We start from the raw sequence: 16,352 nt of genomic DNA, 5'->3' as shown, positions 1-16,352 counted from the left end.
ATGTTCACATTTTATGTTGCAGATAAGTTACTTTATCCCTGCATCTTGTAAAATAAAGCATTTAGTTGTTTATAAAATTATTTGAAGCCTGGTTAACCTATTTTTCTCAGTCATTCACCAAATAATATATAAGAAGAACAAGAATAGCCTATTTTTTTTTGAGTATTTGATTATTGATATTTGAATTTTTGTATTGTTGATACCAAATTATTAGAAGTTTATGTGTATTTTTCTCATTTGAAACGGTTCTGTAACAGTTGTTACGATATCTTATGTAAAAAAAATTTAATCAAAGAGGAAATTATAATGAAAAAAATAGTCATTGTATTGCTAATAGCATTGGTATTTACAGGTTCCGTATTTGCGGAAGATTTTTCCACTACACTTGATATCGGACATTCTTTTGCTCTATTAAAGGATGTCAAGGGCTTTGAAGGAGGCCTTCTCCTTGAGTCTAAAACAATCTATTACTTTGATAGTGGCTTTGGTATTGGTTCTCTTCTCTCTGTTGAAGCTCCAATATACAACTATAATAATGGTAAGGCCATAGAATCAAAAAATCCTATAGGATTTGGCTTTGGACTCTTTGCTTCCTATAAGTTAAATATGACCTCCAACTTGAGCTTTGCTGCAAATGCAGGTATTGAAGTTACCGCAGGAAAAAATAAGCCAATGACATTTAAACAAACATACATAGATGTACGCGCAATTGCAGATTTAAGCTGTTCATATAGCTTTGGTAAAATGTCAGCATTTCGTCTTGGAGTTAAAGGACAGGCTCCATTCTGGGGAAGCATGACAATTAAAACCGGTAATCAAACAGCAACTTCTAATACTTCAATCGATTTTGGAAGCTATTTCATAGTAACTCCATATGTAGGTTATTGCATCTCATATTAATTATTTTCGTAGCTTTTAAAGTTTAGAACTTAATAAGTCATAAAAAGACTTAAAACCTCATTCCTGTGCATAGAATGAGGTTTTTTTCTTAGATAACAATGTCCTATTGAATGATTAAAACTATCTTGTATATTCTCGTACTATCTTATCTCAGAACAAGCTGATAAGCCAATATTAATATGGGCAGAGGGTTGTAGTAAGCTTAGGTATGATATAGGAAATGAAAGTTCAGGAACCTCACTTTTAGAGCTTTAAGAAGGCTTGGTCATAGAATTATTATCATCACACATAGAAATAATACGCTCTATAGTGATTGCTATTTAACTACACAGCTTGAGTTAAAAAACTGTGGGATAGAATATGATCTTTTAATTTGCACAGGAGATAAGCTCACAGCATGTCAAAGGGAAAAGGTTGATTTACTTATCGATGACACATTTTCAAATCTTGATAGTGTATCAAAGGCAGGAATTGATGTACTAATGTTCTTAAGTCCTGTTAATGGTTGCTATTCAAAGCAATTTAAAACAGTTAAATCATGGGATGAAATAAGAAAGCTTTTAATTCCTAGTACCTCTAGAGAAATAGTAAAAGGTCGATATAGACACTTTAAGAATAAATACTACGAGGTAGTAGATATTGCTATCCATTCAGAGACACGAGAGAGATATGTTGTCTATCGTGCTCTGTATGGTGATAAAGCACTCTATATTCGACCTTACGAAATGTTTGCATCCTTAGTCGATAAAACTAAATATCCAAATGCAGGTCAGGAGTATAGATTTGAATTAGTTAACTGACTTTGGTTTACAAATTAGTAGATATATCATTGCAGCAAAGACAACTATTCCAAGTAGTCCACCAATAATATTTCCGCTTCCAACTATTAAGGAGCCAATTTGGTAAATCATAAAGGATACGATGTAAGCAAATATGCACTGATAGAAAATAGCAATTGCAAGCCACTTTTTATCATTCATCTCTCTCTCTTTATTGCTCCAATTGCAGCAAAGCATGGTGCACAAAGAAGGTTAAATACTAGGAATGAGAATCCTGAGAGAGATGTAAAGGCTTGTGCCATTGTACCCCAAATCTCAGCTCCATCCTCTGCAACCTCTGCAAAGCCAAAGAGAATACCAAATGTAGATACAACATTTTCCTTAGCAATTAATCCTGTGATAGTAGCAACTGATGCTTCCCAGTTACCCCATCCAAGAGGAATGAAGATCCAAGAAATAAGGTTACCGATGAATGCAAGAATTGAGTTATTTCTATGATACAAAAAAGATTTCACACTCTCAAACAGAAAACAGTAATAAAGACTTCTTTAGTTTTCTATACCTCAAAAAGTCACCCAAAAAGTTCACCTAAAGTTTTCTAATAAGTTTCTTAGTAGCCATAAGAAAAGCACAAGAAACCGTAAGGAAACTTAAATACACGCCTCGTCAATTACAAGCTTCACTGACAATGCAGGTTCATTCACTTGAATCGAAGAAAGTTCTAATTCTTCAATGTTGCAAAACGGCTCATGATTTCTGGAATTTTTTAAAACAGAAGCATCTTCCAAATTTTAAACATCTGCATAATCTGAACTTATCAATAGCTGAGCACCAACCATAAAGTTAAACAATACTTCATTACTGATTTCTGTCTTTGAATAATTTGGTAATACAGAGATTACAGTGTTCAAGGTCTTGTTCTTATACTCTGATATGAATTCATAATTATCAAAGCTAATCATTTTTAACTCCTTCAATAAAATGAATCTCTTTGTTTTGTATAAAACATCACAGAGACCAATTCCTTGGCATAGAACTCTCTAGTACAAGGCTTTTGACCTTTATAATCCATCCATTGCCTCATGATCTGAATGATACCTGCCGCATGGTAGTTTACAAACATTTTCACCAGTTCCGGATACAGATTCTTTTCATACTCACCAACCTGAACAGAAATATGAGACAGTAAATCACGAATAACAATCTCCATGTAATTGTCCTTAATGACAGAAAAGTAGTATCTGTATAGCTTCTCATTAGTATCTATATGAACAAGTAGACGCAAAATCAACTCCTCAGTAATCTCCTTGTAGCATCGTTTTGATTGGTACAGTTCTTCAATTCCAAGAAGTCGAAGATTCTCTGTTTGGTCCTCTAATATCATTTCATAGATATCCTTGTAGTGCGTATAGAAAGTCACTCTAGATACCTGAGCCATCTTACAAAGCGATTTTACAGTAATTTCATTCTCCATATCCCTTGCAATCATAGAATGAAAAGCATCTTTCAAAAGTCTTTTTGTCACTTGTGTCCTAACATCATTTGCCATACCGTTTGTACCTTTCCTGTAAGCACTATTCTTTACTCGTGTTAAGTTATTATACATAGATATCAATTCATAAATAAAGTAAACATAAGTTAATTATTGAAAATTGACCTCTATCTCATGTCCTAGATATCTTCAAATTAATTAAACACGACTTTTGGCAAGGAGAATAATGATAATGAATTTTAATCGTAAGAAGATAAGGACTCTTCTACTCATATGCATGGTTCTGACTATGCTTTCTACGCTTCCAGCTTATGCAGAAGAGGCAATTAAGGTTGGAGATATTCTATGCTTTGGAACACCTGATGACGAGTGTGGCTTTGATGGTAGATGGCTAGTATTGGATAATACCAGCACCAATGATGGTAAACCAGGAATGTTCCTTACATCCTTGAGTCTCATCGGGGATGAAACTGGAGAAGAGCTACTCTTCCGAAACATTGGGGATGTATCTGTCAATTTTCTTGACAGAGGGGAAGACTTTGCTAAAGCTCATCCTGGTTCCCAAACTTATCAAGGTAGTGAGATCCAACTTTGGTGTAAGGCTTTTCTCGACACCCATTTTTCTGATGCGGAAAAGAAGGCCATCCTACCAACCTATAAATCAGATGAAGCCTCTACAATCCCTGGATTAGGTATTCCTCTGCCTGGAGCCCTACATGGTACAGTGGATTTTGATCCTGTAGAAAATATCCTTGATGGAGACCAGCTATTTCTTCTCTCCGCAGAGGAGGCATACAATAAGGACTATGGGTTTGTAGATAACAAATCTAGAGTTGCTCTTTATAAAGGCACCCCTGCTGGCTATTGGTTGAGGTCTCCACATATTGACACCTTCCCTCTAGATGTAGGTTTTGTCTTCTCGTTTGGAACACTGATGGACTATCCTGTCAATGGCCAATTCCTCTTTCATATGACCTCATGTGCACGTCCCGCCATGAACATCGACAGTACAAAAATCTCTTCCCTGGAGCCTTTAGCTATCGAAAATGGTGTCACTGTGTGGCGTGTAAGCTTCCAAAATGAGAGTAACCTAAATTCTTATAGCACCACTCTACCTGTTGTGGGAGAGGTCATTGACCTAAGAGGAATGGCACAAAAAGCCTTTGCAGCCGTGGTTGTCATCCTTTTCCTTCTAATTGCATTAATCGTCTTTTTGATTGTTCACTGTAAACGAAAGAGAAGAGCAGGAAAGCATGGTAGCAAAAGATAATTAGGAGAGTTTTCTATTTAACCATTGTTTTTACTTTAAGAGTCCACAAATATAAAGACTGATAGCTAACGAAATACTTTGGATAGATGTATTAATAGGAAGGTGCTTCTGGTAATCATCTGCCCCCAATTCGATATTTTTTTAAGTCGTCGAATAAATTCATTTGACGACTTTCAAAATATGTAAACTTGAGATAAAAATAAGAGAAAATTGCTGACAGATACTAATGCTACAAAAAAAAGAGTATTACACAATTTAAAGCCAGCAAAGGTAAAAATACGAACTGTATAAAGCTACTTACATTCATGGTACTTTACTTCATTCTTATACTAGAAAACGATAAAGTACAAATTCATTATCCAATCTATGATTGAAATTGTTTTAAATATGGACTTACTTCTTTTTTAAAAAAGAAAAATAAAAAATCCCTAGAACGATTGTTATCTTTTCGCTTCTCCTCACTTGCTTCAAAAATTCATATGCCACCTGTAACCTTATCTAAATCCTCATCATCCAAAAGTTGGATATTCTCTTTATCTTTATCCATATTCTTTCATCCCAAAAAATCATTTTACACATTTAGAATTGGATAATCTCCATTCTACATTATGCTTCAACCTCTTAAGCCATCTTTACTTTTTGGAATGCCACAATTTGTCTTCTCTTAATTAGAATAACACTAAAAACTATATTGTGAAAAGAATTAATAACCCAAAGAATATCGAGCCATAAGGTCAGAAAAGAGGACATTATTATCTATTTTGGACATTGGACTAATATCACGCATTCCTTGCGTCCACTGGCCTTAATAATACAAAAAACTAGCTTCCTACAAAACAGAACTTGGAAGAGTATTTCATAGATAGCTTTAAATGCTATCTAGTAAAAAGGAAGAAAGCACACATTTAGCTTAGATATATAAAAATAGGGACAGTATTAGTTTCATCATTAGCTACTGTCCCTTTAATATCTTATTTATCTAAGAGCTCATCAAATGTTTTTGCAATCTCTTTTTTATCTAAATTTCGACCTATGATACAAAGTCTTATCATTCTATCGCCAACCTTTTCATCCCAATCGGCTCTAAGCTGAGGATTTTCCTTAAGAAGCTGCTTTTTCTCTCTTTCAGGAGCAGTTGCAACCCATCTTCCATATGCACCACAAAGCATTTGACGTCCACTGGTTTCTAGAACATAAGCCATGTCATTTTCATCACTAAACCAAATAACACCCTTACATCTAATTATATTCTTTGGGAAAGATGGAACAAAGGCACGAAGCTTTTCTCTGTCAAAAGGAGTTCTTCTATAGTAAATAAAGGTACCAATTCCATATTCATCCTCACTCTCACCCTCATGTCTATGTTCATGGTGATGGTGCTCATGATTGTGGTGCTCCTCATCTTCATGGTGGTGATGCTCATGATCTTCTTCATCATGATGGTGTTCATGCTCATGGTGGTGATCAGGATTATTTTCATCCTCTGCATCTCCTAGCTCACCCTCCTTAGAGAGAGCCTGACACCAGCCTGCGCTATTAAACACTGCTTCGAAATCAAAGGAATTAGTATTTAGAATATCCTTTACAGCTACATCTCCCTGGCTTGTTTCAATTACCTTAGCACCTGGATGGAGAGCATCTACAACCATTCTAACCTTTTTAAGCTCCTCTGGTGATACTAAGTCCTTTTTATTAATTACAAGAGTTGAGCAGAATTCAATTTGCTGAACTAAGAGGCTTTCGATATCCTCTTCATCAATTTCATCCTTCTTTAATAGCTTCTCACCTGATGCAAATTCATCTACAAGGCGTGCGGCATCAACAACTCCTACAACATTATCAAGATAACCATTTCTAATTAGTTCAAGCTCCTGTGCAATAGGCATTGGCTCACATACGCCACTAGCCTCAATAAGGATGTAATCATAAAGGCCCTTAGAAATAAGCTTCTCAATTCCCTTAGTCATTTCACTCTTAAGGGTACAGCAGATACAACCATTTGTAAGTGGGACGATATCACTAGTATCTGTAATATGACCACCCTTAGCTATTAAGGAAGCATCAACATTTATTTCTCCAATATCATTTACTATTACTGCTACTCTATATCCCTCTTGGTTATTTAATACCTTATTTAAAAGTGTAGTCTTTCCAGCTCCAAGATATCCACAGAGTAATGTAATAGGTGTTTTTTTCTTTGCCATTTTTATCTTTCTCCTGCCATATTGAAATATACCAACAAAAGGAAAAAAGAGTAATTATTTATGATAAAAAATAGGAAAAGAGCTTATCACCCTTTTCCTATCTCTTTATTTTTTTTCGAAGTTATCTTAGATTTGCCTTTAATGCCTCAACCTGCCCCTCTGTTAAGCCTACAGTATTAATAAAGTAATTCTTAACAGCATCAGCTACTGTAGCATTAGTTATTTCAACGCCACCATTTACAGTCTTAAGCTGGTCAATTTGTATTTGCTTATAGGCATCATATTTTGGAGTATCCTCCTTGATACCAAAATAGTTATCGAAGGATGCCATATAGTCAGCCCAAATTTCATCTGTAGAAGCACCCATTAAGGCTTCTAATAATGCAGATAGATAACCTGCTCTATCTCGGCCCTCATTACAGTGGATCAAATATGGAGCCTCGTGCTCACTCATAAATATTAGAGCTTCCTTAAGCTGTGAGATAAATACTGGATCAAAGAATGCTATACCCATATCAAGACCAATAGCATTTCCTTCCTCTACAATTTCTAAATACCATTCAGCATTAGGAGCTACAGCTGCTTTAGTAGCAAGATCCTCTTGCTTATCAGCAAGGTTAATTACTGTCTTAATTCCAGCTTCACTTAATAGCTCTGCTGCATAAGGGCCACGCGCATCATCTAATATAGGATTACAAGATCTATAGAGCTTTCTAAAACCAATTTCTCCTAACTGGATAGCTCTTACATTTGCAAAAACAGAATCTGAGATATAATCATTTCTATCTTCACTCTTTACTATATTTCTAATTTCATACTGTGTGAGGTATCCAGCTTTCTCTTTCATAGTAATGGTAACGACATCACCCTCTTTTAAGCCTGTTGTTTTTGAATAATTTCCATTACAAATAGCAAATTCAACCCATTCGTGATGTGGGTGGAAAAGGTAGTTTCCTGGCTCAACATCACCATAGGAATTTACAAATGGAGCGTCATAGGTAATATCACCAGCTGTAATAGTACAAATATCACCAAGCTCAAAGCCTGCTTCGAACATTGCTGTAGCAGGGATATCTGTATCGATATTTCCATACTTTGAGGTATTAGTAAATTTTCCTGAAATTGAAATAGCACTCTCAACTGTTGGCAATTCCTCTATTACTGAAGGCTCCTTAACAGTTGTACAGGAAACTAAGAGCAATATACCCAAAAGGGCAAAAAGAACCACAAACAAATTTAATCTTTTCATTTTTCCTCTCCTATATGCCAATAGAAATCTATTAGCAGAAAAACTATTTAGTTAAATCCTCATGGCCATGTTTAATGGGATAATAAGCTATTTAAAGTACGATGTCAAACATTTTTTTCTTATAATTGTTAGTATTATAATGAAATATCATAATCTTGTTCGTTTATGTTCACATTTTGTTTTTTTGATATTTTCTAATCTCTTCACCCATTTGTTTTTTGGTTATTTAACTTCTAAACGCACAAAAAAATTTTTATAAGGCCAATACTATATAGCTAAAATAGATTTATATATTGTTACCTTAGGACTTACTCAATTCCAAAGTGCATATTCATCACAATGGTCATTACTACTTGCAGGTAGTGTACTTTCTGTTCTACCTTTGATAATCGTATATCTATTCTGTCAGAGATATATCATTGAAAACTCACTTTCTTCAGGAGTAAAGGGATGATAGAGACACAAATAATTACAGAGAGATATGAAAACCAAGAGATGCAGCGCTACCAAATAGCAAAGGGCTTTGATTGGTCAAATATCTCCTTTCAAATACCACCGTTTTCAAGAGAAGCTTACGAAGAATTTGTAAGAATGTATGAGGCGTTTATAATACCTAAGCATCGCTCTTGGTACGGAGCTTTAGTAATATTCCACCTTCCTAAGGATATTACTGTACCATTTAAGGCTCAAACAGATATTGGGACACTATTTGATCCTCAGCTTATCCTTGCATCTGAGCTTGAAAGGCAGTATAAGGCTGGATTAATAAAAAAAGACAATAATACCATTGTAATTAGTGATAAGGCATTAAATGAATTTGTTTCTTATCTAATAAAGGAAGGCCACTTAACTATTTTATGTGGAGATAAGGATTGTATCTCGATACTTCCAGTTAGTGATACCTTTGGTTATTTAAGTCAAACAAAGCCAACTCCAAAGCTAAGTGTAAATAGTCACTTCTTTACAATGGATATTTTTGACCACGACTCTCCATATGACACCTTTGGTGTATCATATGGTCTTGCACTTAAAAATGGCTCACTTACCCAGCCTCCTCTATTTTATAGAGAAGCACTCCTAGTTGATAAAAGTGGGAAAAGCTATGTAAGAAAAATATCTGTTACAGAGCTAAGTGTTAAAATTAATGGTACTACCTTTAAGGATGGAGAAAATAGTGCATTCTATCAAAGACCAGTAGATAGAGTAACACCTAAGACAAGTGGCACTGATATTGTAATTATAGGAAACAAGGTAATTGCATACCATAAGGGAGGAGAAACTATTATTCCATCCTCAGGCTTTGTAATTCAAACAAATGAAAATATTCCTTTTGTTGAAGCTGAAGTAATATATGGAGGCTTAGAGGATTATATTTTTGGAATCCAAGTTGGTTCAGCTGTAGTAAAGGACTTTAATAAGATTTGTGAGCTCTCATCACCATTTTATGATATCGAGGTTGACCCTATTTCCTACCCTCCTACTTTATATCCATTAGATTACGATAATGCTCGTGCTCCTCGTATGGCTATTGGAGCAACAAATGATGATAAGCCAATATTAATATGGGCAGAGGGTTGCAGTAAGCTTAGGTATGATATAGGAAATGAAAGTGCAGGAACCTCACTTTTAGAGCTTGCAGACTTTGGCTATAGACAGGGCTTAAAGCATTTAGTAAATCTAGATGGAGGCGGATCTGCTGAAATGTTTATAGATGCTAAGGCTATGATGCATGTATCAGATAGACATCCCGATAATAGCGATTCAGAACGTCCTGTACCTATGGGGTTAATTATAAGAGTATGAATATAGCAATTGATATTGATGATACAATTACCAATACATTTGAGTATCTTCAGCCTTATACAGCTGAGTATTGCTCACATCCATTAGAGGAATTAAAGGAAAAAGTAATCTCCTATGACAATACTCCTCCAGAGTGGGGGCTTGTAATGAATGAGTTTGCAAAGAAGTACTTTGACCTACTCATTCCTGACACTCCTGTAAAGGATGGTGCTGCAGATGTAATTAGAGCTTTAAGAAGGCTTGGGCATAGAATTATTATCATCACACATAGAAATAATACGCTCTATAGTGATTGCTATTTAACTACACAGCTTGAGTTAAAAAACTGTGGGATAGAATATGATTTATTAATTTGCACAGGAGATAAGCTCAAAGCATGCCAAAGGGAAAGGGTTGATTTACTTATCGATGACACATTTTCAAATCTTGATAATGTATCAAAGGCAGGAATTGATGTACTAATGTTCTTAAGTCCTGTTAATGGTTGCTATTCAAAGCAATTTAAAACAGTTAAATCATGGGATGAAATAAGAAAGCTTTTAATTCCTAGTACCTCCAGAGAAATAGTAAAAGGTCGATATAGACACTTTAAGAATAAATACTACGAGGTAGTAGATATTGCTATACATTCAGAGACACGAGAGAGATATGTTGTCTATCGTGCTCTGTATGGTGATAAAGCACTCTATATTCGACCTTACGAAATGTTTGCATCCTTAGTCGATAAAACTAAATATCCAAATGCAGGTCAGGAGTATAGATTTGAATTAGTTAACTGACTTTGGTTTACAAATTAGTAGATATATCATTGCAGCAAAGACAACTATTCCAAGTAGTCCACCAATAATATTTCCGCTTCCAACTATTAAGGAGCCAATTTGGTAAATCATAAAGGATACGATGTAAGCAAATATGCACTGATAGGAAATAGCAATTGCAAGCCACTTTTTATCATTCATCTCTCTCTTTATTGCTCCAATTGCAGCAAAGCATGGTGCACAAAGAAGGTTAAATACTAGGAATGAGAATCCTGAGAGAGATGTAAAGGCTTGTGCCATTGTACCCCAAATCTCAGCTCCATCTTCTGCAACCTCTGCAAAGCCAAAGAGAATACCAAATGTAGATACAACATTTTCCTTAGCAATTAATCCTGTGATAGTAGCAACTGCCATTTCCCAGTTACCCCATCCAAGAGGAATGAAGATCCAAGAAATAAGGTTACCGATGAATGCAAGGATTGAGTTATTTAAATCCTCTACCATCATGAAGGAACCATCTTCAACGCCAAAGGCCTGTAAGAACCACAATACAATTGCTGAAAGTAAAATAATTGTACCAGCTTTTTTAATAAAGGAATAACCACGTTCCCACATAGATCTTAAAACTGATGATACTGTTGGTATATGGTATTGAGGAAGCTCCATTACAAATGGTGCTGGGTCGCCACTAAATAGCTTTGTTTTCTTTAGGATAATACCAGATACTACGATTGCAATAATTCCAATAAAGTATGAGCTTGGAGCAACCCACCATGCACCATCAAATAGAGCACCAGCAATTAAAGCAATAATTGGTAGCTTAGCACCACAAGGGATGAAGGTTGTTGTTATTATAGTCATTCTTCTATCTCGAATATTCTCAATAGTTCTTGAAGCCATTATTGCAGGTACACCGCAGCCTGTACCAATTAACATTGGGATAAAGGATTTACCAGAAAGACCGAACTTTCTAAAAATTCTATCCATGATAAAGGCAACTCTAGCCATATATCCACAACCCTCAAGGAATGCTAGGAATAAGAATAGAACTAACATCTGAGGTAAGAAGCCTAATACAGCACCAACACCACCAATTATTCCATCTACGATTAATCCAATGAGCCAATCAGCACAATTGATACTCTCTAAGAGAGAAGTAACAGCGGCAGGAATACCTGGCAGTGCTAGCCCAAATAGTGATAGCTCATCACCAAACAGACAGTCATTTACCCAATCTGTCATCCAGGTACCAACTGTTGATATACTAATGTAATAAACAAGGAACATTACTACAGCAAAGATAGGAAGTGCTAGGAATCTATTAGTAACAATTTTATCTATTTTATCTGAGGTTGTTTCGCCCTTTCTCTTTTTCTTATAGGATCCATCTATTACATTATTAATAAAAAGATATCTTTCATTTGTAATTAAGGATTCAGAATCATCATCTAATTCCTTCTCTACCTTACAAATATCATTTTCAATTTGGGAAAGAGCTCTTGAATCGATATTAAGCTTTTCAGTTATTTTGCTATCACGTTCAAATAGCTTGATAGCATGCCATCTTTGCACCTCCTTAGGCACATTAGCTAATGCTTTTTCTGTAATATCGGCTAAAACCTCTTCAATCTCATTTGAATATGAGTGAGTAGGAATTGTTACTTTATTATCCTTTACACTCTTTAAAACAGTATCAACTGCTTCCTTAATTCCTTCTTCCTTAAGTGCTGAAATCTCACAAACAGGGACACCAAGCTTCTTTGAAAGCGCTTTAGAATCTATTTGGTCTCCATTCTTCTTAACAACATCCATCATGTTAAGTGCTATTACTACTGGGAGGCCTAATTCTGTAAGCTGTGTAGTAAGATATAGGTTTCTCTCAAGATTACTTGCATCTACAATATTTAAAATTATATCAGGTCTTTCAGAAATAAGATAATCTCTTGAAACAACCTCCTCTAAGGTGTAAGGAGAAAGAGAGTAAATACCTGGGAGGTCGACAACCTTAACATCATTATGGTTCTTTAATCTTCCTTCCTTCTTTTCTACAGTTACACCAGGCCAGTTACCTACATATTGATTTAACCCTGTTAGTGCATTAAAAAGTGTTGTTTTTCCACTATTTGGGTTTCCCGCTAGCGCTATTCTTAGATCCATTGTATCCACCTTTAGTTAGTTTCAACTAACTCTTTAGTCAAAAAAATTTTATTCAACAATAATTAATTCAGCATCATTCTTACGAATTGATAACTCATAACCTCTAACAGTTAACTCAATAGGATCCCCTAGTGGAGCAACCTTACGTACTACTAATTCAGTTCCCTTAGTTATGCCCATATCCATAATTCTACGCTTTACAGCGCCAGAACCATTTATCTGAGCAACCTTGTATTTAACGCCCATTTGAATATCTTTTAATGTTGTCATACAAACTCCTTTCAAACCACAATTCTCTTTGCCATCTCAGATGAGATAGCTACTCTTGAGTCCTTTATATTTACTATTAATGCTCCCGCAAGCTCATTTACTATTGATATTGTACTTCCAGAGGTAAATCCAAGATTCGATAAGTGAGATTTTACTTTATCAGAGCCCCCAACACGTTTGATAACATGTTCTTCACCTGGTTTAGCATAGATTAATGGCATAACAATTCCTTTAGTTAGGCATTTCTAACCAATAAATAGGTTAGAAGACACTAACCTTGTTAGTCAACACTTTAGATTGATTTTTATGCTATAACGTTTTAACTTAGAACTTAGGTAAAAAAATGAAGATACAGGAATCAGCAGAAAACTATTTGGAAACAATTCTTATGATTAGAGAACGCAAGCAAATTGTACGTTCTATCGATATAGTACGTGAATTGAATTTCTCTAAGCCTTCTGTAAGTGTTGCAATGAAAAATCTTAAGGAAGCTGGATATATTACTATGGATGAAACTGGCAGGATATACCTTACCGATCAGGGTGAAGCCCTAGCCACTAAAATATATGATAGACACGTTAAGGTATCTGATTGGTTAACATCTATTGGAGTACCAAGAGACATTGCTGAAGCAGATGCTTGTAAAATGGAGCATGTGATTTCAGAGGAGACATTTGAGGCATTTAAACGCTTAGCGGAAAAATCTTTGTAATATAGGACTTTAATCCTATTGCATTTTTCTTCTATTTAGTTAATAATTGTGAGCGCTTGATATGAGACCATAGCTCAGCTGGATAGAGCATCAGTTTGCGGAACTGAGGGTCGGAGGTTCGAATCCTCTTGGTCTCGAATATTTTCCCACACATGTAAGAGCTTACTTAAATAGTGGTATCTTACATGGAGGAAAAAGATGTAGATAACAAATCAAAAACCTATATAATCAACTAGCACCTTTACAAAGCAAATTTTACATTTAAACATTTTGATACTAAAGAGTTTGATAAACATACTAAAGAAATTAAATCATAAAAATCAAAAGCTAATGAATTTGGAAATATCTTCAAATTGCTCTTTCCCACCAAACAGGGATGAGAGTTACTGAAATTAGTACACTTAATCAAACTGCTTCCCTGTATAAAAAAGATCAAACTACTACATACATCACTGTTAAGACTAGCTTAAGCTTAAAGCACTAACTCATCCTAGTAATGGAATATTGGATTATTCAGGTTGGAATCCAGTTATGTTTATCTTTGAATCTTTTGTAAAGAGAGAAGTTCCAATTAACAGCACAACTATTGGAGAAGTATTTAGAGAAGCTCTTGCTGCTATTGGTACATCTGAAGAAGAGAAAAAGGATAGAAATATTAATATGTATAGCTCAAGATATTTTTATAATACTGCAATGGTTGATACTGGACTTGATAAAAAAAGATATTCAAAGGACTACTGGTCACTCTACTGATGCCATGACTAAGCATTATTCTCATGAAATAGAAAAAGGATTACTTAATTAAGCAAAGCTAAGATCAAAAGCTATACCTCTTTATAGTGCATATTAGTGCAAATGCAATGCGATACACTTTGATTTGCAGAATACCTCAATTTTGAAGAAAACTGTTTATCTTACTTTTTTGAAGGTAAAACATTAGTTTTTATAAATAAAATAGATTATTGACTCATGAAGCTTGGAGAAGTTATTATACAAATAAATCGTCACTATAAATCTTGGTAGGATTAGTGGCTATTATTTTTATCTTTTTTTACCAATAGTAATTCCAAGCGTAATTACTGAAATTACTAAACCCATTGTTAATCAATGATTAGATAATTATTTATAGCCACACCTCCTTATCATTAAGATTTGGAGGTTTTATTAAATTAACTTGGGAAAGAAATAATAAAATCTTCTTTTTCTAAAATAGAATTAATTCTTCTAATTTCTTGATAAATAGTTGGTTTTACAATTATTTGTCCATTAGTAAGCTCTCTTAAAATTGGTATAAGCTCTTCTTTTTCCCAATAATTAGCACCAACTGAGTACAAAGCTTTTAATAAGAGATTATTATCAACACTCTTCTGATTAAAAAGCTCATTAAGGATAATGACTCTTAAATCTCTACCTACTCCGCTTTCTTCTTCTAGTTCCTCAATATCATAATCAGAGGTTCTACCACATGGACACATACAGGAAAAGCAATCAGGGACAAGATATTTCTTTTCCTCATCACAAAGCTTGATAAGCTCTTTATCATCTATATCTTGAGATAAAGAGGCTCTAATAAGAGTAAATAAGCTTTCTCTTATTAGATGCTCATTTCCTTCGGTAGCTCTAGCAAGCCCTATCAATTTTCCAATTAACTCTTTTGATCTCATTATTCAGCCATTAAAATCTTTACAATCTCACCAACATACATTGTGTGAAAATCCTTTTTTGGATATACACGAGGAACTATAGATTTATCAACAAATCCCTCTTCAGCTAGCTCCTGGGTATAAAGCTTTTTGCAGATAAAAACTAAATCAGCTTCAGCAAAATATGTTGTATTATCACTAAAAACAGGTGTTAAACCAACTTCTTTAACCTTATCACTATCACGCCCAGAATGACTTCCAAGGTATGAAAGAGCTTTATGATACTCCTCTGGAAAATGCGATAAAGTGAAATACTCTTGGCTATCCATAAACTCTTTTGTATAGCGACTTGGACGTACATAGCTAATAATAGTTGGTAAATTACTTCTACTTTTACTATCCCAAATAGAACCAATATGGCCCCAGGAAATAGTCATCGTATTAAAGCCTAATGATTCATCTCCAGCTGTTAAAGCCATCCAATCTTTACCAAAAATCGTATATGGATTAATCTGCAATTCTTGAATTGATATTTCCTTCATATTTTCCTCTTTAAAGCTATGTCTACTCTATTATGTTAATACAAACTTATCACACTATCTACAATTTAAATCATTCTCACAGCTTGTAGATAGATATTTTATATACCTAAATTTCCAAAATTCTAACACGAATAATATCCAGTTACCGATCAGGTACCATCCTTCCTGGGGCGTCCCCGCCCCCGCTTGGGAGTGGCTCCCGCATTCATGAGTGCCATCCTTTCCCGTTCAAGCGTCTTCCTGTTCTTTGACCCTTTGGGCCTTCCTCTCTTAATGGGAGGCTGGGCAGGAACAGCCTCGGGGGCTGCTGTAGCTTCTGCCTTCGGCCGTCCCTGCTTCCTCTTCTCAAAAGCTTCAGGAAGGCGCCTTTCAAGGCTGTGCTCCCTGTCCCTTCCGTTATAGTCGCATATGATGGCTTCAGCTATTTCGGTGTTCACGCCATGACATTGTCAGAGTCAGTTGAAAAGGGCTAGAAATAGTCAAATGAAAAGGGACAATTTAAAAGTAGTCAACTAAAAAGGGACAAAAAAAGTCAGTTAAAAAAGGAAAAAGCATCTTAAGTAATTTTGATAT

General features: G+C 35.0%; 18 protein-coding genes and 1 tRNA gene. 8 read left to right on the top strand and 11 right to left on the bottom strand.

The window, feature by feature from the left end:
- Positions 1 to 306 precede the first annotated feature (306 nt).
- Together FYJ80_RS04560 and FYJ80_RS04555 are read left to right on the top strand one after the other, a co-directional pair.
- The gene (locus tag FYJ80_RS04560) at positions 307 to 900 is read left to right on the top strand and encodes a hypothetical protein (protein WP_154425020.1); all 594 of its coding nucleotides are present in this window, start codon (positions 307 to 309) and stop codon (positions 898 to 900) included.
- A gap of 482 nt (positions 901 to 1,382) precedes the next feature.
- Positions 1,383 to 1,700, top strand: a complete 318-nt coding sequence (locus FYJ80_RS04555) for a DUF1653 domain-containing protein (RefSeq protein ID WP_154425019.1) — start codon at positions 1,383 to 1,385, stop codon at positions 1,698 to 1,700.
- Here the strand turns inward: FYJ80_RS04555 and FYJ80_RS11905 are convergent.
- From FYJ80_RS11905 to FYJ80_RS04540, 4 genes are all read right to left on the bottom strand, one after another.
- Positions 1,689 to 1,880: a hypothetical protein gene (locus FYJ80_RS11905; RefSeq protein WP_235899588.1), complete on the bottom strand. Its 192-nt coding sequence runs from the start codon at positions 1,878 to 1,880 to the stop codon at positions 1,689 to 1,691. The genes FYJ80_RS04555 and FYJ80_RS11905 overlap by 12 nt on opposite strands.
- Positions 1,877 to 2,194 carry a nucleoside recognition domain-containing protein gene (locus FYJ80_RS11900; protein ID WP_328596748.1) on the bottom strand — a complete coding sequence of 106 codons (318 nt, stop codon included), beginning with the start codon at positions 2,192 to 2,194 and terminating at the stop codon, positions 1,877 to 1,879. Before FYJ80_RS11900 ends, FYJ80_RS11905 begins: the two co-directional genes overlap by 4 nt.
- Positions 2,195 to 2,470: 276 nt before the next feature.
- Positions 2,471 to 2,641 carry a hypothetical protein gene (locus FYJ80_RS04545; RefSeq protein WP_154425018.1) on the bottom strand — a complete coding sequence of 57 codons (171 nt, stop codon included), beginning with the start codon at positions 2,639 to 2,641 and terminating at the stop codon, positions 2,471 to 2,473.
- 11 nt (positions 2,642 to 2,652) lie between these two features.
- Positions 2,653 to 3,153 carry a TetR/AcrR family transcriptional regulator C-terminal domain-containing protein gene (locus tag FYJ80_RS04540; protein ID WP_154425017.1) on the bottom strand — a complete coding sequence of 167 codons (501 nt, stop codon included), beginning with the start codon at positions 3,151 to 3,153 and terminating at the stop codon, positions 2,653 to 2,655.
- Between the two features lie 307 nt (positions 3,154 to 3,460).
- On the opposite strand from FYJ80_RS04540, the gene FYJ80_RS04535 reads away from it, so the two are divergent.
- On the top strand, positions 3,461 to 4,441 hold the full coding sequence (locus tag FYJ80_RS04535; RefSeq protein ID WP_154425016.1) for a DUF6273 domain-containing protein: 981 nt from the start codon (positions 3,461 to 3,463) through the stop codon (positions 4,439 to 4,441).
- Positions 4,442 to 5,412: 971 nt separating this feature from the next.
- On the opposite strand, the gene FYJ80_RS04530 is transcribed toward FYJ80_RS04535, so the two are convergent.
- Positions 5,413 to 6,645 (bottom strand): CobW family GTP-binding protein, encoded by a 1,233-nt coding sequence (locus tag FYJ80_RS04530; protein ID WP_154425015.1) that lies wholly within the window; start codon positions 6,643 to 6,645, stop codon positions 5,413 to 5,415.
- A 121-nt stretch (positions 6,646 to 6,766) separates the two neighbouring features.
- Positions 6,767 to 7,894, bottom strand: a complete 1,128-nt coding sequence (locus tag FYJ80_RS04525) for a tyrosine-protein phosphatase (protein ID WP_154425014.1) — start codon at positions 7,892 to 7,894, stop codon at positions 6,767 to 6,769.
- Between the two features lie 450 nt (positions 7,895 to 8,344).
- On the opposite strand from FYJ80_RS04525, the gene FYJ80_RS04520 reads away from it, so the two are divergent.
- Entirely contained in the window at positions 8,345 to 9,697 is a 1,353-nt protein-coding gene (locus FYJ80_RS04520; RefSeq protein ID WP_154425013.1) for a phosphodiester glycosidase family protein, read from the top strand.
- Positions 9,694 to 10,476 (top strand): 5' nucleotidase, NT5C type, encoded by a 783-nt coding sequence (locus tag FYJ80_RS11895; protein WP_235899587.1) that lies wholly within the window; start codon positions 9,694 to 9,696, stop codon positions 10,474 to 10,476. The genes FYJ80_RS04520 and FYJ80_RS11895 overlap by 4 nt, the downstream gene beginning before the upstream one ends.
- Here FYJ80_RS11895 and feoB read toward each other — a convergent pair.
- Genes feoB through FYJ80_RS04500 form a run of 3 tightly spaced genes read right to left on the bottom strand, consistent with a single transcriptional unit; the run spans position 10,465 to position 13,103 of the window.
- Positions 10,465 to 12,612, bottom strand: a complete 2,148-nt coding sequence (gene feoB / locus FYJ80_RS04510; protein ID WP_154425012.1) for a ferrous iron transport protein B — start codon at positions 12,610 to 12,612, stop codon at positions 10,465 to 10,467. The two genes, FYJ80_RS11895 and feoB, sit on opposite strands and share 12 nt — an antisense overlap.
- Positions 12,613 to 12,660: 48 nt before the next feature.
- Positions 12,661 to 12,882, bottom strand: a complete 222-nt coding sequence (locus FYJ80_RS04505; protein ID WP_154425011.1) for a FeoA family protein — start codon at positions 12,880 to 12,882, stop codon at positions 12,661 to 12,663.
- 11 nt (positions 12,883 to 12,893) lie between these two features.
- Positions 12,894 to 13,103, bottom strand: coding sequence for a FeoA family protein (locus tag FYJ80_RS04500; RefSeq protein ID WP_154425010.1), 210 nt, complete (start codon positions 13,101 to 13,103; stop codon positions 12,894 to 12,896).
- A gap of 122 nt (positions 13,104 to 13,225) precedes the next feature.
- On the opposite strand from FYJ80_RS04500, the gene FYJ80_RS04495 reads away from it, so the two are divergent.
- From FYJ80_RS04495 to FYJ80_RS04485, 3 genes are all read left to right on the top strand, one after another.
- On the top strand, positions 13,226 to 13,594 hold the full coding sequence (locus FYJ80_RS04495; RefSeq protein ID WP_154425009.1) for a metal-dependent transcriptional regulator: 369 nt from the start codon (positions 13,226 to 13,228) through the stop codon (positions 13,592 to 13,594).
- A gap of 63 nt (positions 13,595 to 13,657) precedes the next feature.
- Positions 13,658 to 13,731 (top strand) — tRNA-Arg (locus FYJ80_RS04490).
- A gap of 394 nt (positions 13,732 to 14,125) precedes the next feature.
- Positions 14,126 to 14,347, top strand: coding sequence for a hypothetical protein (locus FYJ80_RS04485; RefSeq protein WP_154425008.1), 222 nt, complete (start codon positions 14,126 to 14,128; stop codon positions 14,345 to 14,347).
- Positions 14,348 to 14,763: 416 nt separating this feature from the next.
- On the opposite strand, the gene FYJ80_RS04480 is transcribed toward FYJ80_RS04485, so the two are convergent.
- Positions 14,764 to 15,258, bottom strand: a complete 495-nt coding sequence (locus FYJ80_RS04480) for a hypothetical protein (protein ID WP_154425007.1) — start codon at positions 15,256 to 15,258, stop codon at positions 14,764 to 14,766.
- Positions 15,258 to 15,779, bottom strand: a complete 522-nt coding sequence (locus tag FYJ80_RS04475) for a flavin reductase (RefSeq protein WP_154425006.1) — start codon at positions 15,777 to 15,779, stop codon at positions 15,258 to 15,260. The genes FYJ80_RS04480 and FYJ80_RS04475 overlap by 1 nt, the downstream gene beginning before the upstream one ends.
- Positions 15,780 to 16,352: the final 573 nt, after the last annotated feature.

The sequence above is a fragment of the Bullifex porci genome (genome assembly GCF_009695635.1).
Classification (GTDB): domain Bacteria; phylum Spirochaetota; class Spirochaetia; order Sphaerochaetales; family Sphaerochaetaceae; genus Bullifex; species Bullifex porci.
Note: the sequence above shows the minus strand (reverse complement) of the source record. Positions and strands in the feature narration are given on the sequence as shown.